Source organism: Halomonas sp. PAMB 3264 (assembly GCF_031954245.1).
Lineage (GTDB): Bacteria > Pseudomonadota > Gammaproteobacteria > Pseudomonadales > Halomonadaceae > Vreelandella.
The window spans coordinates 2,096,462-2,118,426 of record NZ_CP134866.1; the positions used below are offsets into that span (position 1 = coordinate 2,096,462).

General features: G+C 60.7%; 21 protein-coding genes and 2 tRNA genes. 11 read left to right on the plus strand and 12 right to left on the minus strand.

Annotated elements, in window-relative coordinates; genetic code table 11:
* The first annotated feature begins 262 nt into the window (after positions 1 to 262).
* The 4 genes from RN347_RS09430 (at position 263) to RN347_RS09445 (ending at position 3,434) form a co-directional block, all read left to right on the plus strand.
* Entirely contained in the window at positions 263 to 1,306 is a 1,044-nt protein-coding gene (locus tag RN347_RS09430; RefSeq protein ID WP_311958002.1) for a methionine ABC transporter ATP-binding protein, read from the plus strand.
* Entirely contained in the window at positions 1,287 to 1,940 is a 654-nt protein-coding gene (locus RN347_RS09435) for a methionine ABC transporter permease (protein WP_263587045.1), read from the plus strand. The genes RN347_RS09430 and RN347_RS09435 overlap by 20 nt, the downstream gene beginning before the upstream one ends.
* A gap of 117 nt (positions 1,941 to 2,057) precedes the next feature.
* Positions 2,058 to 2,852, plus strand: coding sequence for a MetQ/NlpA family ABC transporter substrate-binding protein (locus RN347_RS09440; RefSeq protein WP_311958003.1), 795 nt, complete (start codon positions 2,058 to 2,060; stop codon positions 2,850 to 2,852).
* 102 nt (positions 2,853 to 2,954) lie between these two features.
* Positions 2,955 to 3,434, plus strand: a complete 480-nt coding sequence (locus RN347_RS09445; RefSeq protein ID WP_311958004.1) for a GAF domain-containing protein — start codon at positions 2,955 to 2,957, stop codon at positions 3,432 to 3,434.
* 62 nt (positions 3,435 to 3,496) lie between these two features.
* Here the strand turns inward: RN347_RS09445 and RN347_RS09450 are convergent.
* Positions 3,497 to 3,573 (minus strand) — tRNA-Val (locus RN347_RS09450).
* Between the two features lie 36 nt (positions 3,574 to 3,609).
* Positions 3,610 to 3,686 (minus strand) — tRNA-Val (locus RN347_RS09455).
* A 167-nt stretch (positions 3,687 to 3,853) separates the two neighbouring features.
* On the opposite strand from RN347_RS09455, the gene RN347_RS09460 reads away from it, so the two are divergent.
* Entirely contained in the window at positions 3,854 to 4,924 is a 1,071-nt protein-coding gene (locus RN347_RS09460; protein ID WP_311958005.1) for an endonuclease/exonuclease/phosphatase family protein, read from the plus strand.
* Positions 4,925 to 4,942: 18 nt separating this feature from the next.
* Here the strand turns inward: RN347_RS09460 and RN347_RS09465 are convergent, their stop codons facing one another.
* Positions 4,943 to 6,319: a class II fumarate hydratase gene (locus RN347_RS09465; RefSeq protein ID WP_311958006.1), complete on the minus strand. Its 1,377-nt coding sequence runs from the start codon at positions 6,317 to 6,319 to the stop codon at positions 4,943 to 4,945.
* A 303-nt stretch (positions 6,320 to 6,622) separates the two neighbouring features.
* Between RN347_RS09465 and RN347_RS09470 the strand changes: the two genes are divergently transcribed.
* Complete coding sequence (locus RN347_RS09470; protein ID WP_311958007.1) at positions 6,623 to 6,997, plus strand: phasin family protein; 375 nt, start codon at positions 6,623 to 6,625, stop codon at positions 6,995 to 6,997.
* A gap of 29 nt (positions 6,998 to 7,026) precedes the next feature.
* Here the strand turns inward: RN347_RS09470 and hda are convergent, their stop codons facing one another.
* Together hda and RN347_RS09480 are read right to left on the minus strand one after the other, a co-directional pair.
* The gene (gene hda, locus RN347_RS09475) at positions 7,027 to 7,731 is read right to left on the minus strand and encodes a DnaA regulatory inactivator Hda (RefSeq protein WP_311958008.1); all 705 of its coding nucleotides are present in this window, start codon (positions 7,729 to 7,731) and stop codon (positions 7,027 to 7,029) included.
* Positions 7,728 to 8,834 (minus strand): AI-2E family transporter, encoded by a 1,107-nt coding sequence (locus RN347_RS09480; protein WP_263587038.1) that lies wholly within the window; start codon positions 8,832 to 8,834, stop codon positions 7,728 to 7,730. Before RN347_RS09480 ends, hda begins: the two co-directional genes overlap by 4 nt.
* A 195-nt stretch (positions 8,835 to 9,029) precedes the next feature.
* Here RN347_RS09480 and purM point away from each other — a divergent pair, with 195 nt between their 5' ends.
* Positions 9,030 to 10,112, plus strand: coding sequence for a phosphoribosylformylglycinamidine cyclo-ligase (gene purM / locus RN347_RS09485; protein ID WP_311958009.1), 1,083 nt, complete (start codon positions 9,030 to 9,032; stop codon positions 10,110 to 10,112).
* Positions 10,109 to 10,843: a phosphoribosylglycinamide formyltransferase gene (gene purN, locus RN347_RS09490; protein ID WP_263587036.1), complete on the plus strand. Its 735-nt coding sequence runs from the start codon at positions 10,109 to 10,111 to the stop codon at positions 10,841 to 10,843. The genes purM and purN overlap by 4 nt, the downstream gene beginning before the upstream one ends.
* Before the next feature lie 78 nt (positions 10,844 to 10,921).
* On the opposite strand, the gene dcd is transcribed toward purN, so the two are convergent.
* The 3 genes from dcd to RN347_RS09505 all read right to left on the minus strand — a co-directional run bounded on the left by dcd (position 10,922) and on the right by RN347_RS09505 (position 13,763).
* On the minus strand, positions 10,922 to 11,488 hold the full coding sequence (gene dcd, locus RN347_RS09495) for a dCTP deaminase (protein WP_252109239.1): 567 nt from the start codon (positions 11,486 to 11,488) through the stop codon (positions 10,922 to 10,924).
* A gap of 9 nt (positions 11,489 to 11,497) precedes the next feature.
* Positions 11,498 to 12,298, minus strand: coding sequence for an iron-sulfur cluster carrier protein ApbC (apbC, locus tag RN347_RS09500; RefSeq protein ID WP_311958010.1), 801 nt, complete (start codon positions 12,296 to 12,298; stop codon positions 11,498 to 11,500).
* Between the two features lie 145 nt (positions 12,299 to 12,443).
* Positions 12,444 to 13,763, minus strand: coding sequence for a kinesin (locus RN347_RS09505; RefSeq protein ID WP_311958011.1), 1,320 nt, complete (start codon positions 13,761 to 13,763; stop codon positions 12,444 to 12,446).
* 281 nt (positions 13,764 to 14,044) lie between these two features.
* Between RN347_RS09505 and RN347_RS09510 the strand changes: the two genes are divergently transcribed.
* The 3 genes from RN347_RS09510 (at position 14,045) to RN347_RS09520 (ending at position 17,835) form a co-directional block, all read left to right on the plus strand.
* Positions 14,045 to 14,944 (plus strand): GGDEF domain-containing protein, encoded by a 900-nt coding sequence (locus RN347_RS09510; protein WP_311958012.1) that lies wholly within the window; start codon positions 14,045 to 14,047, stop codon positions 14,942 to 14,944.
* 125 nt (positions 14,945 to 15,069) lie between these two features.
* A complete protein-coding gene (locus tag RN347_RS09515) occupies positions 15,070 to 16,260 on the plus strand; it encodes an amino acid aminotransferase (protein ID WP_263587033.1) in 1,191 nt (396 codons plus the stop codon).
* A 93-nt stretch (positions 16,261 to 16,353) separates the two neighbouring features.
* The gene (locus RN347_RS09520) at positions 16,354 to 17,835 is read left to right on the plus strand and encodes an NCS2 family permease (RefSeq protein WP_263587032.1); all 1,482 of its coding nucleotides are present in this window, start codon (positions 16,354 to 16,356) and stop codon (positions 17,833 to 17,835) included.
* On the opposite strand, the gene RN347_RS09525 is transcribed toward RN347_RS09520, so the two are convergent.
* The 4 genes from RN347_RS09525 to RN347_RS09540 all read right to left on the minus strand — a co-directional run bounded on the left by RN347_RS09525 (position 17,798) and on the right by RN347_RS09540 (position 21,949).
* Complete coding sequence (locus RN347_RS09525; RefSeq protein ID WP_311960844.1) at positions 17,798 to 19,120, minus strand: MATE family efflux transporter; 1,323 nt, start codon at positions 19,118 to 19,120, stop codon at positions 17,798 to 17,800. The two genes, RN347_RS09520 and RN347_RS09525, sit on opposite strands and share 38 nt — an antisense overlap.
* A 148-nt stretch (positions 19,121 to 19,268) precedes the next feature.
* Positions 19,269 to 19,853, minus strand: a complete 585-nt coding sequence (locus RN347_RS09530; RefSeq protein WP_311958013.1) for a YceI family protein — start codon at positions 19,851 to 19,853, stop codon at positions 19,269 to 19,271.
* Positions 19,854 to 19,916: 63 nt separating this feature from the next.
* Positions 19,917 to 20,474 (minus strand): cytochrome b, encoded by a 558-nt coding sequence (locus tag RN347_RS09535; RefSeq protein WP_263587030.1) that lies wholly within the window; start codon positions 20,472 to 20,474, stop codon positions 19,917 to 19,919.
* Between the two features lie 266 nt (positions 20,475 to 20,740).
* Positions 20,741 to 21,949: an O-succinylhomoserine sulfhydrylase gene (locus RN347_RS09540; RefSeq protein WP_311958014.1), complete on the minus strand. Its 1,209-nt coding sequence runs from the start codon at positions 21,947 to 21,949 to the stop codon at positions 20,741 to 20,743.
* Between the last annotated feature and the right edge of the window lie 16 nt (positions 21,950 to 21,965).

Consider the following 21,965-nt stretch of genomic DNA (forward strand, 5'->3'; position numbering starts at 1 on the left):
TTTGTCAGTCACCGCTTGGCACCTGGTCTACGTTGACAACCCGCCGGGGGCTATTTAGACTTTCGCCGCAACGACGATAGACGCCGATTTATACCCGGATTGCGGGCGTCCACCAGCCAACGGCGGTGAAGTGCAGCTAAAAGGGCGAGCCCAGCATTGATGGCCACCCGTCGGGGTGGCTTTTCTGTTTTAGCCCCTTTGTTTTAACCCTTTTTTTAACCCCGCCACTTCCCGTCTTCGGCCTCACATAAAGGCAGACGCCATGATCGAACTTAGTAACGTCAGTAAAACCTTCGGCAGCGGCCCCCGCGCGGTCCACGCCCTCAAGAACGTCAATCTCACCGTTCCAAGAGGCGCCATTCACGGCGTGATCGGGCTTTCCGGCGCTGGCAAGTCGACGCTGATTCGCTGCGTCAACCTGCTCGAGCGCCCGAGTGAAGGCCGCGTTTCACTCGACGGCCGCGACATCACCACCCTCAAGCGGCGTGAGCTCAACCGCACTCGCCACCGCATCGGCATGATCTTTCAGCACTTCAACCTGCTGACCACGCGCACGGTCTTCGACAACGTCGCCCTGCCCCTGGAACTGATGGGTCAAAAGCGCGCCGATATCAAAACGCGCGTCACGCCGCTTTTGGAAATGGTGGGACTCGTCGACAAGGCTCGCATGTACCCCGCCCAGCTCTCCGGCGGCCAGAAGCAGCGCGTGGCGATCGCCCGGGCGCTGGCGAGCAACCCCCAGGTGCTGTTGTGCGACGAGGCGACCTCGGCGCTCGACCCGCAAACGACCAGCTCGATTCTCGAGCTTCTGCGCGATATCAACCAAAAACTTGGCATCACGATTCTGCTGATCACCCATGAAATGGAGGTGGTGAAGTCGATCTGCCACCGGGTCAGCCTGATCTCCGGCGGCGAGCTGGTCGAGGACGCCGATGTCGGCGACTTTTTCACTGCCCCCAGTACGCGGCTCGGCCGCGAGTTTCTCAACGACTTCTTGCAGCTCAGCCCGCCCAAGGAGCTGATCGCAAGACTCTCCGACACCCAGGGGCCGCAGAGCCATCCGGTCGTGCGTCTGACGTTCTCGGGCGATGCGGTTTCCACGCCGCTCATTTCGCGCCTCGCCCGCGAGTGCAGTGTCGATGTCAGCATTCTGCAGGCCAAGGTCGAATCCATTCAGGAGCGCACGCTGGGGCTGATGATCGCCGAGCTTTTGGGAAGCCCCGAGCAGACCCAACAAGCCATGGCGTATCTTCAAGCGCATCAACTACAGGTAGAGGTACTAGGCTATGTCCAGCGCGATGTTTGATCTTGTTCTCCAGGCCACGCTCGATACGCTCTATATGGTCGCGGTCTCCGGGGTCATCGCGACGCTTTTAGGTCTGCCACTCGGCGTGCTGCTCTACGTGACCCGCCCGCGCCAGATTATGGCGATGCCGGTGCTCAACCAGGTGCTGAGCCTTGTCACCAACATCGGCCGCTCGATCCCCTTCATCATTCTGATGGTCGCCATCATTCCGTTCACGCGCATGCTGGTGGGCACCTCGATCGGCATCAACGCCGCCTCGGTGCCGCTAACCATCGCGGCGATTCCGTTCGTGGCACGCCTGATCGAAGGCGCACTCAACGAAATCTCGCCCGGGTTGGTCGAATCCGCCCAGGCGATGGGCGCCACCCCTTGGCAGATCATCTGCAAGGTGCTGATCCCCGAGGCGCGCGGCGGCATCATCACCGGCCTCACCATTACCGTAGTGACGCTGGTGAGCTACTCCGCGATGGCCGGCGCGGTCGGTGGCGGCGGGCTGGGGGATTTGGGCATTCGCTACGGCTACAATCGCTTCAACCCCACCATCATGCTGGTCACGGTGGTCGTGCTGGTGGTCATGGTGCAGGGTTTTCAGAGCCTGGGCGACTATCTGGTGCGCAAGAGCGACCGTAAATAGCGCCTTGAAATCGGCCGGCATGGCACATATATAACTCGAAAGCATTATGGGCCGGTTTTTTATTGCTATAATACCCATTACGTTAGAATCGTTACGCCCGTTAACAGGAGAGACATCATGCAAAAGCAGCTACTCGGCGGTTTGACCGCGCTGGCCCTGGCGATCAACGTCGCCAACGCGCAGGAAGCCAAAAGCATCAAAATGGGTACCGTGGCCGGCCCGGAAACCGAAGTGATGCAGGTTGCCGCGCGTATCGCCAAGGATGAGTACAACCTCGACGTCGAGATCATCGAGTTCACCGACTACGTCACGCCGAACGCCGCTCTTGCCGACGGTAGCCTGGACGCCAACGCTTACCAGCACGCGCCCTACCTCGAAACGATGAACAGTGACCGCGGCTACGACCTGGTCGCCGCCGGCTACACCTTCGTCTACCCGATTGGCGCCTACTCGGAGAAGTACGAGAGCCTCGATGAGCTGCCGAACGGCGCCCAGATCGCGCTGCCCAACGATCCGACCAACGAAGGCCGCTCGCTGATTCTGATGCATAACGAAGGCCTGATCACGCTCAACGACCCGGAGAACCTGGAAGCGACGCCGATCGACATCGCCGAGAACCCGCGCGATTTTCGCTTCCGCGAAATCGAAGCCGCTCAGCTTCCGCGCATTCTGCCGGACGTCGACATGGCGTTCATCAACAACACCTTCGCCCAGCCGGCAGGCCTGAACCTGGACGATGCGCTGGTGCGCGAAGGTGCAGAGTCGCCCTACGTCAACCTGATCGCGGTAAGAAGCGGTGACGAGGAGCGAGAAGAGATCCAGCAGCTCGTCGACGCCTACCAGCGCGATGAAGTGATCGAAAAAGCCGAGGAGCTGTTCCAGGGCGGCGCGGTACCCGGCTGGACCGAATAACCGCTCACGGCAATGACAAACCGGCCTCATGAGACCGGGCATTCAGCAGGTCGGCCTTTATGGCCGACCTGTTTCATTTCAAGAGATCAAGGAGGCCCGCCCATGGCCTGCGCCGACTACGCACTGTTGAATCGCCAGCTCGAGTCGCTGCTCGACACCCGCGACTGGCTGACCAATACCGCTCAGACCTGCGCCTTCATCATGGAAGCGCTCGACTCACTCAATTGGGTCGGCTTTTATTTGCAGCAAACGCCCGAACTTTTGAGTCTGGGCCCGTTTCAAGGCAAGCCCGCCTGCAACCCGATACCCTTCAGCAAGGGCGTGTGCGGGGCAGCAGCGCGTACTCAAACGACCCAGCGGGTCGACGACGTGCACGCCGTGGCGGATCACATCGCCTGCGACGCCGCCTCGAACGCGGAGCTGGTCGTCCCCATCGTGGTCGGTGGCAAGGTGTGGGGCGTACTCGATATCGATAGCCCAGAGCCCGCTCGCTTCAGCCAGGAAGATCAAGCCGGCATCGAGTCACTGGTCGCGACGTTCATCGCGCGCACCGACCTGCCCCTGCCCGGCAGCGCGGCCTGACGGTTTTACTTTCCACGCAACGCAAAACGCCCCGACCAAAAGGCCGGGGCGTTTTTGAATTCTGGTAGGACCAGGCGGATTTGAACCGCCGACCTCCACGATGTCAACGTGGCGCTCTAACCAACTGAGCTATGGTCCTTCACTATTCACCGATTCACTGCCTGAAAGCGGCAGATGGTAGGACCAGGCGGATTTGAACCGCCGACCTCCACGATGTCAACGTGGCGCTCTAACCAACTGAGCTATGGTCCTTCAGTGCGGTGCGTATTCTATCTTTTCACGGCGTAATTGCAACCGTTTTTTTATCGAACGCTTTTTTATAGAGTGTTGAAAAGAAAGTTCTCTTTTACATCGACACGTCTTTCGACAGCCAGCTAAGCTTACTCGTGTATTGTTTATCCCATGTTAAGGAGGCTGGTTTGCCTGAGCTCTTGTTGGGCGGCATTTCGCTGCTCTTGCTGCTGGTCACGGCGGTCCCGCACATTCGTCTGCGATGGTGGCTTGTTCGCAGCTTCGAATTTCCCCGTGTTCAAATCGCCATCGCCGCCCTTTTAAACGCCTTGGCCGTTTATTTCCTGCTCGACCCCGGCCATTGGCGCTCCGTCGCCGGCATTTTCTCGCTGATCGCCCTGTTCGTGCAGGTCGGCTACATACTGCCCTGGACGAAACTCTGGCCTCTTGAGGTTCAAAACGCAAAAAACCCGCCTGAAGATCAAACCCTCAAGTTGTTGGTCTCCAACGTGCTGACGCCCAACCGCAATGCCAAGGGTCTGATCGAGTTGATCGAAACGAATCAGCCGGACATCGTTTTAACGCTTGAATCGGATCAGTGGTGGGGCGACCAGCTCGACGCTGCCCTGAACGAAAGATGGCCATATAGCGTTCGAGTACCGCTGGACAATCTTTACGGCATGCACCTCTATTCGCGCCTCGAATTGACCGACACCGAAGTCAAATGGCTGATCCAGGACGACATTCCGTCGGTGCACACTTACGTTACGCTGGCAAGCGGCGCGCGGATACGCCTTTACGCAGTTCACCCACGCCCACCTGCCCCCAGCGAAAGTGACAAGTCATTATGGCGCGATGCCGAACTTTTATGGGTAGGTAAACACATCCACGAAGATCCGAAACCCTCCCTGGTCGCGGGGGATCTCAACGATGTCGCCTGGTCGCGTACCACGCGGCGCTTCTGTCGCGTAGGCGGCATGCTCGACCCACGCCGCGGGCGCGGCATGTTCAGCACCTTTCATGCCAACTATCCGTTCATGCGCTGGCCGCTGGACCATATTTTCGTCACCGAGCACTTCACTTTGGTCGACATGCATCGACTGGAAGGATTTGGCTCGGACCACTTCCCGATTCTCGCCACCTTCTGCTATCGACCTTCTCGTCAGGACGAGCAGCCAACGCCGGATGCAAGCGAAGAGGAGCGTGAAGAGGCCGACGAGACGATTGTTGAGGGCAAGACGGAGAAACAGGAGAAGTAACCCGCCCTGCCCGTTGGCTCACTCCGGAACGCCGCCTTTAGTCAGCACGGCCGGATCAAGCAGTCGCTCGAGGGTCTCGCGATCCAGATCGGTCTCCTCCTCTGCCACATCGATGATCGGCCGCCGTGCCTGGTACGCCTTCTTGGCGACCGCGGCGGCGGCGTTGTAGCCGATGGTGCTGTTGAGCGCGGTCACGAGGATGGGATTTCGCGCCAGCGGCTCCTGCAGATGATCCTCGCGTACCTTGAAGGTGGCGATCGCGCGGGTGGCCAGAAGGCTTGCGGTATTGCTCATTAGCGTGATTGAGCTTAGAAGATTCGAGGCCACCAGCGGCAGCATGACGTTGAGCTGAAAGTTACCGCTTTGCCCGGCCACGGTGATAGCGCTATCGAGGCCGATCACCTGGGCAGCTGCCTGGGCCGCGGATTCGGGAATCACCGGATTCACCTTACCCGGCATGATGGAACTTCCCGGCTGCAGCGCCTCGAGTTCAATTTCCCCAAGCCCCGCGAGCGGCCCGGAGTTCATCCAGCGAAGGTCGTTGGCGATCTTCATCACTACGCAGGCAAACCCCTTGAGCTGGCCCGAAAGTTCGACGGCGGCGTCCTGACTCGAAAGACTGGCGAAAAAGCTGTCGTTGGGCGTAAACGAAAGCCCGGTCTGACGGCTGAGCTCTTCGGCCATCTTCTCGGAAAAGCCTTCCGGCGCGTTGATACCGGTGCCCACGGCGGTACCGCCCTGGGCCAGGCGCTGTAAGCGCGTCATGGCGCTATCAAAACGCTCGATGGCCTGGCCGACCTGGCTCGACCACGCGCCAAGCTCCTGATCCATACGCAGCGGCATGGCATCCATCAGGTGGGTGCGCCCGGTCTTGACGACGTTCTTGAGCTCCTCGGCACGCTGGTCGATCGCATCGCGCAGGGTCAACAGTGCCGGGCGCAGCGACTCCTTGACGGCGATCGCGGCGGCGACGTGAATGGCGCTGGGGATGACGTCGTTGCTCGACTGCCCCATGTTGACGTGATCGTTGGGGGTGACCTCGACGCCTTCACGGGAGGCAAGGGTCGCCAGCACCTCGTTGACGTTCATGTTGGTCGAGGTGCCGGAGCCGGTCTGGTAGACATCGATGGGGAACTGGTCGTCGTGCTCGCCGTCGATCACCGCCTGAGCGGCTTTCTCGATGGCGCGGGCGCGCGGCTCGTCGAGGTGGCCAAGCGAGAGGTTGCTGCGCGCAGCGGCAAGCTTGATGCGGGCCACCGCGTGGACGAAGGCGGTGGGCATCGGCGTGTTCGATACCGGAAAGTTATTGATCGCCCGCTGGGTTTGAGCGCCATACAGCGCGCTTGCCGGTACCTCGAGCTCTCCCATGCTGTCGCGCTCGATACGTGTTTCCATACGTTTTCTCCTTAAGAGCGAGCCGCTCGTTCGGCTGGCATTGACGCGTTTAGCAAACTACCCACTTTACCCTAGCCACTGGAGCGGCTATCGACAACGTCGAGCCGATTGATAACGCCATTCGTGCGTTCGGCTAGCCCCTACATGGCTCTTCGAAAGCGCTCATGTTGCAGCGCACAAAAACCGTTGTTAAGCTTCCCAGCAGCCATTCGCATGACCAGTAGAAAACCGTCGTAATGCGAGCAAGAACAAGGTGCGTAAACAGGGCCTTGTGCGTTTTAAATGACTACAGGGAGAAATATCATGGCAACGTTTAATCACTCGCCGATCAACGAGCAGTTCCATTCGCTTTTTCTTGGCCCCTTGCAGGCCTTCGTTTCGCTTGGCGTGGATACTTCAGAGAAGCTGGTCAACGCTCAGCTCAGCGCTCAAAAGGCCTACGTCGACCTGGGTCTGGAGCAGGCGCGCCAGCTGATGCAGGTGAAGGACAGCACTGAGCTTCGCGAGTACATGGAAGGCCAGCAGCGTGTGGCTAAAACGCTGGCCGAGCGCCTCAAGGGCAATGCCGATCAGATGACATCGATTCAGCGCGACTTCTTTCAAAAAAGCCAAAAGCTGACCGAAGAAAATATGCAGAAAGCGCAGCAGCTGGCCAGCTCGATGCGGGAAACCGCCTAGCAAAAAATCGCCCGGCTGCTTGAAGGCGGCTACCAGCCAAGCGCCGATTTGACGAAGGGAATCGTCAATTTTCGCTTGGCCGATAGCGACGCCTGGTCGAGGGTTTCGATCGCCGCGCAAAGCTCGCCAAGCTCCCGCGGGCCGCGGTGTAAAATATAGCGGGCCACGTCGTCGGGAAGCTCCATTCCCCTGGCGCCGGCGCGCAGCTTCAATGCCTGCAGCCGGTCCGCGTCGTCCAGCGAATGCAGGTGATACGTCACTCCGAAACTCAGTCGTGAAGCCAAGTCCGACAGCGCCACGTTGAGTTGGCGCGGTGGAGCGCTGGCGGCGATGATTAGCCCTTTGCCTGCGTCACGCAGCCGGTTGAAGGCATGGAAAAGCGCTTCTTCCCAGCGCTTGCGTCCAACCACGCACTCCAGATCGTCGATCGCCACCAGGTCGAGGCGTTCGATATCCTCGAGCATCAATGGCGGGAAGTGCCCCAAATCCGCCAGCGGCAAATAGAGCGCGCGCTTGTCACGATCCGAGGCGGCGTGGCAGGCGGCCTGCAACAGGTGGCTTCGCCCGCTACCGGGCGAGCCCCATAGATAGACGAAGGGTTCCGCGTCCGGCTCGAGCTGGCGGCCAAGCGAGGTCAGAAGTGAGGCATTGGCACTGGATGTGAAGTAGTTATCGAAGGTGGCGTCGTCGCGAAGCCCGACGCCCAGCGGCAGCTGAGCCGGCACTCTGCTCATGGAATCTCCCTGTCCCTGTCGTGATCGAGCCGGTTGAGCGACTTGGCGCCGGTAAGCTTCGCCTCGCCGTACAGCTCGCTATTTTTATACCGCTCGATCACCTCGCGCAGAAGCACCATGATGACCGCCGCGGCGGGTAGCGCCAATAGTACGCCAGTCAGTCCAAAAAGACTGCCCCCGGCCAGTACGGCGAAGATCACCGCCACTGGATGCAGGCCGATCTTGTCGCCCAAAAGCTTTGGCTGTAGTACCACGCTCTCCATTACCTGACCCACGCTAAACACGGCCAGTACGCCAACAAGCCCCCACCAACTTTCGAACTGGAAAAACGCGACCACCAGCGCCACCCCCAGCCCAACGATGAACCCCAAAAAAGGCACGATGCTGACAAGACCCGACACCACGCCAATCAAAAGGCCGAAATTGAGCCCGATCAGCGTAAGTCCTAGTGCGTAGATCACGCCAAGGCTTAGCATGACCAGAAGCTGGCCGCGCAGGAATGCGGCCAGCACCGCGTCGCAGCGTTTGGCGAGTCTGGCGGTATCGCGGGCGTAGTGGCGCGGCACCAGATCCGCCATGTTAGCCAGCAGGCGGTCCCAGTCGAGCAGCAAATAGAACGTGACCACGGGAATCAGCGCCACGTAGGTGATCCAGGTGACGAACGCCGCCCCGGAACGGCCGATGCTCGCCAGCGCCTGGGCCAGATAACCGCCGGCGTCGCGCCAATTCTCCAACAGCGTGGCTCTCACGTTGCCAAGTTCGGCGCGCACGTCATAGCCGGTCCACTCCAGCACCTGGGGTGCCAGGCGATTTTCGACCCAGGTGAAGATGTCCGGCAGCGCCTCGCCAAGCTGCTTGATCTGCGAGACGATCAGCGGAATCAGGATCAACAGCGCCGCGGCCAGCAGTAAAAAGAGCGCGACGAAGACGCTGGCCACCGCCAGCGGGCGCTTCATGCCCCACTGCTGGAGTTTGTTGGCGATAGGGTCGACCAGATAAGCGAGGATCATGCCTGCCACGAACGGCATCAGCACCGAATCCAGCAGGTACACAAGGCCCACCAGCAGCAGGATAAACACCACAGCCCAGGTAGAGTGGCGCATACTCGAATCGCTCCTTAAAGGGTCGCCTGTCGCGACATAACGTCATGTTATCGTTGTAAGATAACGTGTCTTGCACGATAACTCGACAGGACAATGCGGCAATCGATGCCAAATGGTACAATCCGCCGAATTATCGGCCGCCCGCGGCCGCGACCCTTCCTATCCCGTACTGCCATAGGCTCCAAAGGACCTGTCATGACCCAGACAACCCCTCCTCCGGCTTCCCCGTCACTTAGCTACAAGGATGCCGGAGTCGATATCGATGCCGGCAACGCCCTGGTAGAGCGTATCAAGCACGTGGCCAAGCGCACGACGCGCCCCGAGGTCATGGGCGGTCTGGGTGGTTTCGGCGCGCTTTGCGAACTGCCCGAGGGCTACCGTCAGCCGGTGTTGGTCACCGGTACCGACGGCGTGGGCACCAAGCTGCGCCTGGCGATGGATCTTGGCAAGCACGACACCATTGGCATCGACCTTGTCGCCATGTGCGTCAACGACCTGGTCGTTGCCGGCGCCGAGCCGTTTCTGTTTCTCGACTACTACGCTACGGGCAAGCTCGATGTCGATATCGCCGCCGACGTAGTGACCGGCATCGGCACCGGCTGCGAGCAAGCGGGCTGCGCGCTGGTCGGCGGTGAAACCGCGGAAATGCCGGGCATGTACGAAGGTAATGACTACGACCTGGCCGGCTTCTGCGTCGGTGTGGTCGAAAAATCCGAGATTCTCGACGGAAGCCAGGTCGACGAAGGCGACGTGCTGCTGGGCCTCGCCTCGTCCGGCCCTCACTCCAACGGCTACTCGCTGATTCGAAAGATTCTTGAGGTCAGCGAGTCTGCCCTCGATGAGCCGCTGGATGGCCAGCCGCTGGGCGATGCGCTGATGGCGCCGACGCGCATCTACGTCAAGCCGCTGCTTTCCATGCTGCGTGAAAGCGAGCTTGCGATTCACGCGCTGTCGCACATCACCGGCGGCGGTCTGTTGGAAAACATCCCCCGCGTACTGCCGGAGCACCTGGCCGCACGGGTCGACGTCAGTACCTGGAAGCGCCCGGAGGTTTTCAACTGGCTGCAGGCCAAGGGCAACGTCAGCGAAGTGGAGATGCACCGGGTGCTCAACTGCGGCATTGGCATGGTGGTAGTCGTGCCCCAGGCGCAGGCCGACGAGGCGATGAGCTATTTGCAGGATCAGGGCGAAACCGTTTACCGCATCGGTGAAATCGTCAAGCGCGAAGAGGACGCGGTGATTCTCGAGAACCTGGCTGCGGGAGAGGCCAGCCAGTGAGCGATAACGAGTACACAAGCGACACGCTCAACGACATGACGCCAGAGCCGGTCGATCAGCGCCGCATCGTGGTGCTTATTTCCGGCAGCGGCAGCAACCTGGCAGCGCTGATCGAAGCCCAGAATCACGACCGGTTGGGCGGCGAAATCGTCGCGGTGATCTCCAACGAGCCCGCCGCGTTCGGGCTCAAGCGCGCCCACGAAGCCGGCATCGAAGCCGTTGCGCTGCCCCACCGCGAGTACGAAAGCCGCGAGGCCTATGACGGCGCGCTGATCAAGGTGATCGAGCGCCACGAGCCGGATTTGATCGTGCTGGCAGGCTTCATGCGCATTTTGACGCCGCGCTTCGTACAGCGCTTTCTGGGCAGAATGCTCAACATCCACCCGTCGCTTTTACCTGACTACCAGGGGCTCAACACCCACGCCCGGGCGCTGGCCGACGGGCGCGATCTGCATGGCTGTAGCGTGCACTTCGTCACCGAGGAGCTCGACGGCGGCCCGGTCGTGCTGCAGGCCGAGTGTCGCATCGATGAAGACGACGATGAGCAGCGGCTAAAAGACAAGGTGCACGCCCGCGAGCATCTGATTCTGCCCATTGCCGTGCAGTGGTTTTTGCAGGGCCGGCTCAACTACTCAAGCGATAAGGTCACCATCGACGGCCAGCCGCTACCGCCCCAGGGGATGCGCCTGTCTCATGACGACGCCGCCGAAGAGCTCGACGAAGACGTTTGACGGCTCCCTTGATAGCAAAAAGCGCGCCTTCCCGGGCGCGCTTTTTTTATGCGGCTGTTGATGCGATGACCTGTGAGGTCAGGTACGTGGCAGCGTCACGCCGCGCTGGCCCATGTACTTGCCGCCCCGATCCTTGTAGGAGGTTTCACACTCCTCGTCGGCGGCGAGAAAAAGCATCTGCGCCACCCCTTCGTGGGCGTAAATCTTCGCCGGAAGATTGGTGGTGTTGGAGAACTCCAGCGTCACATGGCCCTCCCACTCTGGCTCCAGGGGCGTGACGTTGACGATGATACCGCAGCGCGCGTAGGTGGATTTCCCCAGGCAAATGGTGAGCACGTTACGCGGGATACGGAAGTACTCCACGGTGCGCGCCAACGCAAAGGAGTTGGGCGGAATGATGCAGACATCGCCCTTCACGTCGACGAAGCTCTTGTCATCGAAGGCCTTGGGGTCGACGATCGCCGAGTGGATGTTGGTGAAGACCTTGAACTCGTCGGAGCAGCGCACGTCGTAGCCGTAGCTCGATGTGCCGTAGGAGATGACCCGCTGGTCGTTGACGTGGCGCACCTGCCCCGGCTCGAAGGGCTCGATCATGGCGTCACTTTGCGCCATGCGGCGAATCCACTTGTCAGACTGAATACTCATTGCTGCTCATCACTCGCTAAAGGAAATCGTGGGGCCGCTTTGTTGCGTTCCCATCACCGAAGCCGCCACCTGGCGGGCGATTTCGGCAAAGGTTTGGCTCTCGTCGCTTTCGGGGCTCGAGACCACCGTGGGCTTGCCGGAGTCCGCCAGCTCGCGAATGGACATCGCCAGCGGAAGGCGCCCCAACACTTTCGTGGCGTACTCCTGAGCGATGCGCTCGCCGCCGCCAGTACCGAAAATGGCCGCCTCATGGCCACAGCTTTCGCACTTGTAAAGGCTCATGTTCTCGACCACGCCCACCACCGGCACGTTGACCTTGCGAAACATCTCGATGCCCTTGCGCGCATCCAGAAGCGCGATATCCTGGGGGGTCGTGACGATCACCGCGCCGGATACCGGCACCTTTTGGGCAAGTGTCAACTGGATGTCGCCGGTGCCCGGCGGCATGTCGATCAGCAGAAAGTCGAGCTCGCCCCACTGGGTCTGATTGAGCATCTGCTGAAAGGCGCCAACGACCATCGGGCCACGCCACACCATCGCATCGCGGGAATTGACCAAAAACGCCATCGACATTGCCTTGAGCCCGTGGGCCTGAAGCGGCATAAACGCGTTTTCACCGGCAGGCTGAGGCCGCGTGCCCTCTTCCACACCGAGCATTTGCGCTTGGCTTGGGCCATAGATATCGGCGTCGAGCACTCCAACGCGATACCCCTGGGCGGCGAGCGCCAGCGCCAGGTTTACGGTGACGGTGGATTTCCCCACGCCCCCCTTGCCGGACGCTACTGCGATTATGTGCTTGATCCCATCCATTGTACGCTCCTTTGCACAGCGTTTAAGTGGCTAAATCATACGCGCTGGCGCCCGGTTCATAAACTCGAAACGATAAAAAGCGGGTACGGCGTTTGCCGTACCCGCGTAGCGACTTCTCAAGGCTGCCCGTTCAAGGGAAAACGCTTTACTGGGCAGCACTCTGCTCGTCGGTTTCCTCCTCGCCTTCATCGTCCTGCGAAGAAGCGCCGTTGGATTGGCCGGACTGGTTTGAGCTCTGACCAGTCGGGCTCTGTCCAGTCGGACTCTGTCCACCCTGATTCTGCGCGCTGCTCTGACCATTCTGTCCGCTTTGGCCCTGTGACCCCTGGCCCTGACGGTTCTGGGCTTGACCAGACTCCCCCTGAGACGACTGGCTCTGTCCACTCTGACCACCCTGATTCGACTGCTGGCCGTTGGGAGCCAGATTGGGCACCTCGTCTTCGCTGGCGTCGTCGACTTCAAGGCGAGCGTCGAGCGCGGATAGTTCTTCGCGCCAGTCGCTGAGCTGACTTTCCAGCCGCTCGAGCTGCTGCTCACGCGTTTCGATATCGCTTTCGACGTTTGAGAGCTCTTCGCGACCCATATCCAGGGCCACCATGAGATCGTCCATTTCCGAGCGAACCTGTGTCAGGCTCTGCGCCTGCTCATCGCGCTGTTCGGTGAGCGAATCGATTTCCGACTGAAGATCATCGCGCTCGCTGCTTGCGCTTTCACGCTCGCTTTCCAGCTGATCGACCTCCTGCTGGGCACTGTCGATCTCTTCTTGTAGTGATGCGAGGCGCTCTTCGGCGTCGCTCACCTGGCTTTCGAGCTCCTCGAGCTGCTGCTGAGCTTCGTTTTGCGCGTCGAGTACCTGCTGACGCTGCTCTTCGGCCTGCTGGCGCGCGGTTTCCGCTTCCTGACGGGCCTCTTCGGCGCTTTCACGCGCCTGCTCGATCTGGTCCAGATTCGACTGCGCTTCATCACGCGTCGAGGTGATCTCGTCACGCTCGTCGCGCAGCGACTGCATGTTTTCCTGAGCGTTTTGAAGCTCCTGTTCGAGGCTCTCGACTTCCTTTTCGAGCGAATCGCGCTGGTTTTGAAGTTCTTCGAGACGCGACTGAATCGTTTGGGCCTCTTCCTCGGCCTGCTGCACGCTTTGCTGGGCCTCCGCCTGGCGCTGCCCGAGCGAAGCAATCTCTTCGCGCATCGCGCCGAGGTCGGTTTCCGCCTGCTCGATTTCGCTAACGCGCTGGCTCAAGCGCTGATTTTGCTGCTCGGACGTCGCCAAATCGTTTTCCAAAACGTCGATACGATCGCGATGGGTATTGGCGTTGGACTGCGCCATGATGGCCCAAACGACGGCCACGGCGGCAATACCGGCAATGGCCCGAACGCGGTTATGTTTGAAGAGCTCGCTGGTGCTGAGCTTGCCGCCGCGGGGCTGACCGGCGGGTTGTTGATCCAGCTTGGTGTCGTCTGCCATGGTGCGTCCCTGAGGAATCTGTTGATTTTCAAAGTTGGTATTTAAAAACAGTAGTTAACTTGCCCGACACCCGCCAGTTATTCTCCCAGAACATCGTTTCAACGCAGTCAACGTTAGCCAACCATTAAATAATTATGTGACTAAAAACGGCCATGGTTATGACGATAAAATATAAAGATCCACGGTCGATGTCAGTAAAGGCTTACAGAAACCCGGTCGTTAACACGCTACCCTGTCAGCTCATTTTTCATTTTTTCAACGTTTCCCATGTGGTACACCGCATGTACGTGATCAATTCATCCTTGACGGCGCCCACCACCGAAGCGCTTCTGCCCTGCCTGCCGGGGGTCATATTTCAGCTCGACCGCTCGCCAGATGGCACCCTGCGTTTTACCTATCTGGAAGGCGATCGCGACATACTCGACCACCTGGACCGCGCGGCACTGACCGACAGCGCCAATGAGGCTATTGCACAGCTCACCGGCGAACACTGGCCGATGGTGAGTGCCGCCATCGAGCGCTCTGCGCGCTGGCTTGTGCCGTTGGCCACCCGTTTTCGGCTTTGCCATCCCTCTCGCAAGGCTTACTGGATCGGCGTTAGCGCGTCACCAGTGCGCGCCGACGACGGCGTTCGCTTCAACGGCATGATGATGAACATCACAGGCCAGGTGGTGAACGAGCAGCGCCTCGAGAAACGCTGCCATACCGACGTGCTGACGGGGCTTCCCAACCGCCGCAAGCTAATGCTGGAGCTCAACCGCTTGAGCATGGTCAGCGAGCAAGACTCGACCCCCTTTTCGATCATGATGATCGATGTCGATCACTTCAAACGCTTCAACGATCGGTTTGGTCACGCCTACGGCGATGAGATTCTGCGCGCGTTGGCCGAGCGCACCAGAGCGCTTTTGCGCGACAGCGACATGCTGGCAAGACTGGGGGGTGAAGAGTTCGTGGCGGTGGCACCACGCACAACGCTTGGCCACTGTTACCGCGTTGCCGAGCGCGTGCGCGACAGTATCGCGAAGCTCGATTTGGGCGCCGGCACCGGGGAGGTCACCATCAGCATCGGGGTCGCTGAGTACCGCTCGCAGGAGAGACTCGCCACACTTTTGAAGCGCGCAGACAAGGCGCTTTATCGCGCCAAGGACACCGGGCGAGACTGCGTTTACTCCATCCAGTGAAGCCAAGGCGCTCAAGACGGCGACTCTTTTACCGATTACCCGGCCAGCGGTGTGGCAGTTCCCGTAACGCGATGGCATCATAAAGCGCTGCATATTATTCATCGCTTAACGAGGTAGTCATTTCAATGTTCGAGCATATTGAGCGGGTCCCGGGTGATGCCATTCTTGGACTGATCGATGCTTTCAAAAAAGACACCAACCCACAGAAAGTGGATTTGGGCGTCGGCGTTTATCGCGATGCCAACGGCAATACGCCGATCATGCGCGCCGTCAAGGAAGCAGAGGCTCGTCTGCTCAATAACGAAACGACCAAAACCTACATTGGCTCTCACGGCGCGCCCGCCTACGGTGAAGCCGTGCTGCCGATCGTACTGGGTGAAAACTCGAGCGTACTGAGCCAGAAACGCGCCAGCGCCACCCAGTCCCCCGGCGGCACCGGCGCGCTGCGCCTGGCGGCAGACTTCATCGCCGGCCAGATGCCGGGCAAGGGCATCTGGGTCAGCGACCCCACCTGGCCGAACCACCACGGTATTTTCACCTCGGCAGGTATCGAGCTTCATAAGTACCCCTACGTCGACCCGGACAACCGCCTAGACTTCGAAGGCATGGTCAACGCGCTCAAGAAGATTCCCGAGGGGGACGTTGTCGTGCTGCACGCGTGCTGTCACAACCCGACCGGCTTCGATCTCTCCCAGGCGCAGTGGCAGGAAGTGCTCGAGATTGTGAAAGAGCGCAAGCTTCTACCGCTGGTCGATTTCGCCTACCAGGGCTTTGGTGAAGGGCTGGAAGAGGACGCTTACGGCGTACGCCTTCTCGCAGAGAACCTGGATGAGGTGATCATCACCAGCTCCTGCTCAAAGAACTTCGGCATCTATTGTGAGCGTACCGGTGCGCTGATTCTGGTGGCGAAGGACGAAGAGCAGATGGAGAACGTGCGCTCTCAGGTCGCCATCGTTGCGCGCGAAAACTACTCCAATCCGCCGGCGCACGGCGGTGCCATCGTCAGCGAAATTCTCCACGATCCGGAGCTTTGCCAGATGTGGCGTGAAGAGCTGACCGAAATGCGCGATCGCATCAATACGCTGCGCCGCGATTTCGTCGAAGCGCTCAGGCCTTATGGCCTCGCTGACAAGTACGCTTGCGTTGCCGAGCAGCGTGGCATGTTCTCCTACACCGGCCTGACACCGGAGCAGGTCGACCGTCTGCGCGACGAGTTCGGCATCTACATGGTGCGTTCGGGCCGGGCCAACGTGGCCGGTTTCTCCCAGGAGAACCTGCCCTATCTGGCCAAGGCGATCGCCGCCGTCAACGAGTAACGCAGTACCTTCACAAGCGCCCAGACAATCGTCTGGGCGCTTTTGTTTCCGATCATCAAAACTGACCGATCAGTCAAATTTCCGAGGCTTTCCATGGCGGCCCACGGCTTTCGCTATCCCTGGTATAAAAAAGAAGACACCGACGCGTTTTTCGCGCTGTTTCAAAACAACATTGCCAACTTCGTGATCATCGCGATCACCATGCTGGGCATGGACTTTCCCGCAGAGATCGTCTTCGGGCAGGTTCTGCCCGGGGCGGCGGTCGCGGTCATGGCGGGCAACTTCTACTACGCCTGGAGTGCGACGCGCTTGGCCCACCGGGAGCAGCGAAGCGACGTGACCGCGCTCTCCTACGGTATCTCGACGCCGGTCATGTTCGTCTTTCTTTTCGGCGTGCTGCTACCGGCCAAGCAGTTGACCGGCGATGCCACGCTCGCCTGGCAGGTGGCGGTGGCGGCCTGTTTCATCAGCGGCGCCATCGAGGCGCTGGTGAGCCTGGTCGGGCGCTTCGTGCAACACCATTTGCCGCGAGCGGCCATGCTCGGCGCGGTGGCGGGCGTGGCGCTCACGTTCATCGCCGGCGAAATGCTGTTCAAGACGTTGGAGATGCCGGTCATCGGGCTACTGGTGCTGGGCATTACCATCGTGGGGCTGATCGCCCGGGTGAGCATGCCGTTCAAACTTCCCACGTCGCTGTTTGCCATCGTGCTGGGCACGGTGATGGCGTACCTGATCGGCGATGCCGGTGGAGAGCGCTTTAGTGACGCCTTCACGCATCTGGGCTTTTATCCGCTGCTGCCGAATTGGGCCTGGTGGGACGGGCTTGGGCTGCTGTTCGGCGGGATGCTGGCGGTGCTGACCGTGGTGCTACCCATCACGCTTTACAACGCCATCGAGACGATGAACAACGTCGAGGCGATGGAAGCCGCCGGCGATAAATACGACGTGCGCGAATGTCAGGCGGTGGACGGCGCAGGCACCATGATCGGCGCGCTGTTCGGCGGCGTGTTTCCCACCACGGTGTACATCGCTACCGTCGGCGCCAAGTGGATGGGCGCCGGGCGCGGCTACAGCATTGCCAACGGCGCGGTGTATGGCCTGGCGACCATGCTCGGGCTGATCGCCGCCCTCGCGGCGATCATTCCCGTTTCCGTGGTCGCCCCCATCCTGGTGTTCGTGGGCATTTCGATGATCACCACCGCGTTCCAGGCCAACGACACCCGCTACTATCCGGCGGTCGCGCTGGCCATGCTGCCCTACTTCGCCAACTACGTCTCGACCCGCTTCAACCGCGGCGCTGAAGAGGTCGTCAGCGGTATCTCCTCGGCCATCGTGGTGATGGGCCAAGGCGCCATGTTCATGGCCATTCTGCTCGGCGCGATGACGGTGTGCGCCATCGACCACCGCTTTCGCAAGGCGGCCATCTTCGCGCTGGTCGCGGCGGGCTTCTCGTTCGTTGGCCTGATGCACGCACCGAAGCTTGCGCTCAACGCCGCACCGGACTTCGTCATGGGCTATCTTGCCATGGCGCTACTGTTTAGCTACTTCGCGTTTCAGAAAGCGCGTCATCCCTGATATCGGCAGGCGCCGCCTGGCGGTGCGGGCGCGACAGTATGCGCCGCAGCACGATCCAGGCGGCGAGTCCGGCCATCACGTTGCCGATCGCGGCGCCGGCGGCCAGCCCCACCCAGCCGAAAAGCAGCGTCCCGAGCCACAGAGACGGCAGGTAGAACACGAACAGCCGCGCGCTGGACAAGAGCATCGCCCGAAGCGGCCAGCCCAGCGCGTTGCCTGCAGACACCACCAGCATGCATACGCCGAGCAGCGCATAGCTTGGCAGCATGAAGCGGATCAGAAGCGTCAGCGCCTCGCGCACCTCCGGGTTACCCGCCAGCGCCGCGGCCACCCAGGGCGCAACGAGTGCCAGCACGATGCCGAGGGCAAGCTGCCACACCAGCGCCACCTTGAGCGCCAGGCGCATCAGCCGATGAATCTGTGCCCAGTCGCCCGCCCCATAGCAGCGGCCAAGCCAGGGCGGCAGCGACATGGTCATGGCGAGAATCACCATCAGCGACATGGTTTCCAGCCGATTCGCCAACCCCCAGGCCGCCACCTGAACATCGCCGAGTCCAGCAACCGCGGTGATCGCCAGCATCGCGGCCAGCGGCGGCATTAACTGGCTGACCATCGCAGGCCCGGCTATACCGATAAAACGTCGCCAGGAGGCTCGCGCTTCAAGAACAATGCCGTCGAACGCCAGCCACCGATGGCGTGCCAGTTTGCGGCTAATCACCGCGAGCCCGACGCCAAAGGCGACGACGCTCGCCCAGGCCGCACCAGGAAGCCCAAGCCCGGGCCAGTCGCCTGCGCCAAAGATCAGCAGCGGGTCGAGCGCCAGGTTGACCGCACTGCTGAGCACCATCATCTTGCCGGGCAGGTAAGTATCGCCATGGGCGCGAAAAAGGCTGTAAACGAAGTATAACAGCGCGGCCAGCCAGGCAGAGAAAAGCTGCGGGCCCCAGTAGGTTCGTATATAGCCAAGTGCAGTATCATCGGCGCCCAGAAGCGTGAAAATAGGCGTCTGTAACAACCAGAGCAGAATGCACAGCGCGCCGATGACGCCGCCACCGGCGAGCAGTACGAGACTTCCCAGGCGCCGTGCACGCTCGTCTTCGCCCGCCCCCAGCGCCCGAGAGACCAGCGCGGCAATGGCAATTCCCATGCCGACCTGCACGCCGATGATCAAAAACGAGAGCGGAAAGGTGAACGACTGCGCCGCCAGCGGCGCCGTGCCCAGGCGCGCAATGAAGGCGCTATCGACCAGTTGAAAGCCCAGCAGCGCGAGAACGCCAATGGCCATCGGCCAGGTTTGTCGCCACAGGGTGAGGCCCAGAGTGTGCTGACGCGAAGTGGCCAAGACGAAACTCCTATCGAAAATTTTTTGCGACTCAAAACGCAAAAGCGCCACCGCCCCGGCCGGGGCGATGGCGCTTTTTAACACGGTGGACTTACTGGCGGATACCTTCGAACACCACGTAGAGTTCGAGCTCGTGCATGGCTTCCGGGAAGTCGCTCATGTCGATACCGTAGTCGCTTAGGGTGATCATGGTGCTACCCTCGAAACCAGCGCGGTAGTTGCCCCAGGGGTCGTCACCTTCACCGATCAGGGTCACCGGCATTTCGAGTTCCTGGGTTTCGCCGTGCAGCGTCAGCTCGCCGGTCAGCGTGCCTTCGTTGTCACCTTCGGACTCGAAACCGGTCGAGGTGAACGTGGCCGTCGGGTACTCGCTGGCGTTGAGGAAGTCCTCGCTCAGGATATGACGGTCGCGCTCGGCGTGATTGGAGTTCAGGCTATCGACCTGCACTTCTATCTCGACGGTTGAGGCGTCCAGATCGTTTTCGTCGTAGGTGAATTCGCCGGAGAACTCCTCGAAGCTACCCAGAATGTAGGACATGCCCAGGTGGCTGATCTTGAACTGTACGAAGGCGTGCTGGCCTTCGGTATCCACCACGTAATCGGCGGCCTGGGCCTGGCTTAGCGGCACCAGCGCAGCGGCGGCAACGGCAGTTGCAACAAGGCTCTTTTTCAACATTGAAACGTCTCCTCTCTTTCCCTGGTTGAGTCGGGGCGCCCTCCGGCGACCCGGGTGAAATCGTTAAGCTCGGCGTCGGCTATCGGCTGGGCTGAGCATACGCGAAAGCGTCGTATGACGGTTGACGAAATGATGCTTGAGCGCGGCCAGCGCGTGGCCCGCGGCGATGACGATGAGCGTCACCGCGCTGTACCAGTGAATGTCGCCAGCAATGGACGCCTGATTGGGAAGACTCGACAGCACCGCCGGCATCTCGAACCAGTCGAAGACGCTTACGCCTCGCCCGTTCGCCGTCGAAATCAGATAGCCGCTCAGCATTACCAGAAGCAGCAGCACGTACAGGCCGATATGCCCTACGTGGGCGGCAAGGCGCTCGAACCGGCTGCCCTCACCTTCTGGGGTAGGCTGCACGAGCCGCCAGACAATACGCGCGGTGGTGACCATCAACAGCAGGATACCGATCGAGCGGTGTACCCAGGGCCCCTGATTGTACCAAGGATCGTAGTAGCCAAGACCGGTCATCCACCAGCCTAGTATAAAAAGGCCGATCACGGTCAAGGCACTGAGCCAGTGAAACGAAATGCTGACAAGCCCCCACCCGCTTCGCGTATTGCGCCACATGCCCCGGTCCCTAATGAAGAGTTACCGTCTTTTGTTGTCAGAACGGTAAATAAGGTTTTGATTTGGAAAGTGGGCAGAGCATAACGGTTTACCGGTCAGAGCACTGCTGAAAAAAGCGAGACAGTTCGTTCGTAAAAACCGTTTATTACCACGCTAACAATACGGTTGGCGTCAACATTTTCGAACGCGACCTTTACACCTAGCCGATTCAAACACGAAAAACCCCGCCAGGGCGGGGTTTGAAGAGAGCTGAAAGAGCCCTGGCACTAGCCTGCCAGCGCATCGAGCCCGCGGGCAAGGTCAGCGCGAATGTCCTGCTGGTCCTCCAGCCCCACCGCGATGCGGATCAGCCCCGGGGCAATCCCGGCCGCCTCGCGCTGGGCATCAGTCAGCCGGCCATGGGTCGTCGTGCCCGGGTGGGTGATGGTGGTTTTGACATCGCCCAAGTTGCCAGTGATCGACAAAAGCCGTGTGGCATCGATCACCTGCCAGGCACCCTCCTGGCCGTTGACGACCTCGACCCCCAGCACGGCGCCGAAGCCGCGCTGCTGTTTTTTGGCCAGTGCGTGCTGGGCGTGATCCTCAAGGCCGCTGTAGTGCACGCGCTCGACCGCCGGATGCTCGGCGAGCCACCTGGCCAGCGCCAGGGCATTTTCACTGTGAGCCTTCATGCGCAGCGAGAGCGTCTCGAGCCCCTTGGTGAAAATCCAGGCGTTGAACGGGCTCAGGCAAGGGCCACAGGTGCGCACCACGCCGAACACCTCTTCGAGCAGATCAAAGCGCCCTACCACGGCGCCGCCGATGGCGCGCCCCTGCCCGTCCAGGTACTTGGTCGCCGAGTGGATCACAAGATCAGCGCCCAGCGCGATGGGCTGCTGAAGTGCCGGGGTCAAAAAGCAGTTATCGATGGCAAGCAAAGCGCCATGCTCTTTGGCGATCCTTGAAAGCGCTGCGATGTCCGCCACCTCAGACAGCGGGTTCGACGGCGTTTCGGCAAACAGTAGTTTGGTGGCGGGCGTCATCGCCTGCCGCCAGGCCTCGAGATCGGAAAGCTCGACGTAACGCGTGGTAATGCCGAACTTGCCCAGATACTTGTCGAACAAGCTTACCGTCGAGCCAAACAGCGAGCGCGAGGCGACGATCTCGTCGCCCTGGGAGAGCAGCGCCAGCGCCGTCGAAAGAATCGCCGCCATGCCGGAGCTGGTCGCGACACAGCGCTCCCCGCCTTCGAGCGCCGCCAGACGGCGCTCGAAGGTATGAACGGTCGGGTTGGTGAAGCGGGAATAGACGTTGCCGGCTTCCTTGCCACCGAACTTGCGCGCCGCCTCGGCGGCGCTTTCGTAGACGAAGCTCGAGGTCGGAAAGATCGGCTCGGAATGCTCCTGCTCGAACGTCCGGTGATGGCCGGCGCGAATGGCCAGCGTGTCCAGCGCGTACTCGGGAGCGTCGTTTGAGTGATCGAAGTCGTCCTGCATAAAGCTACCTTTGGCA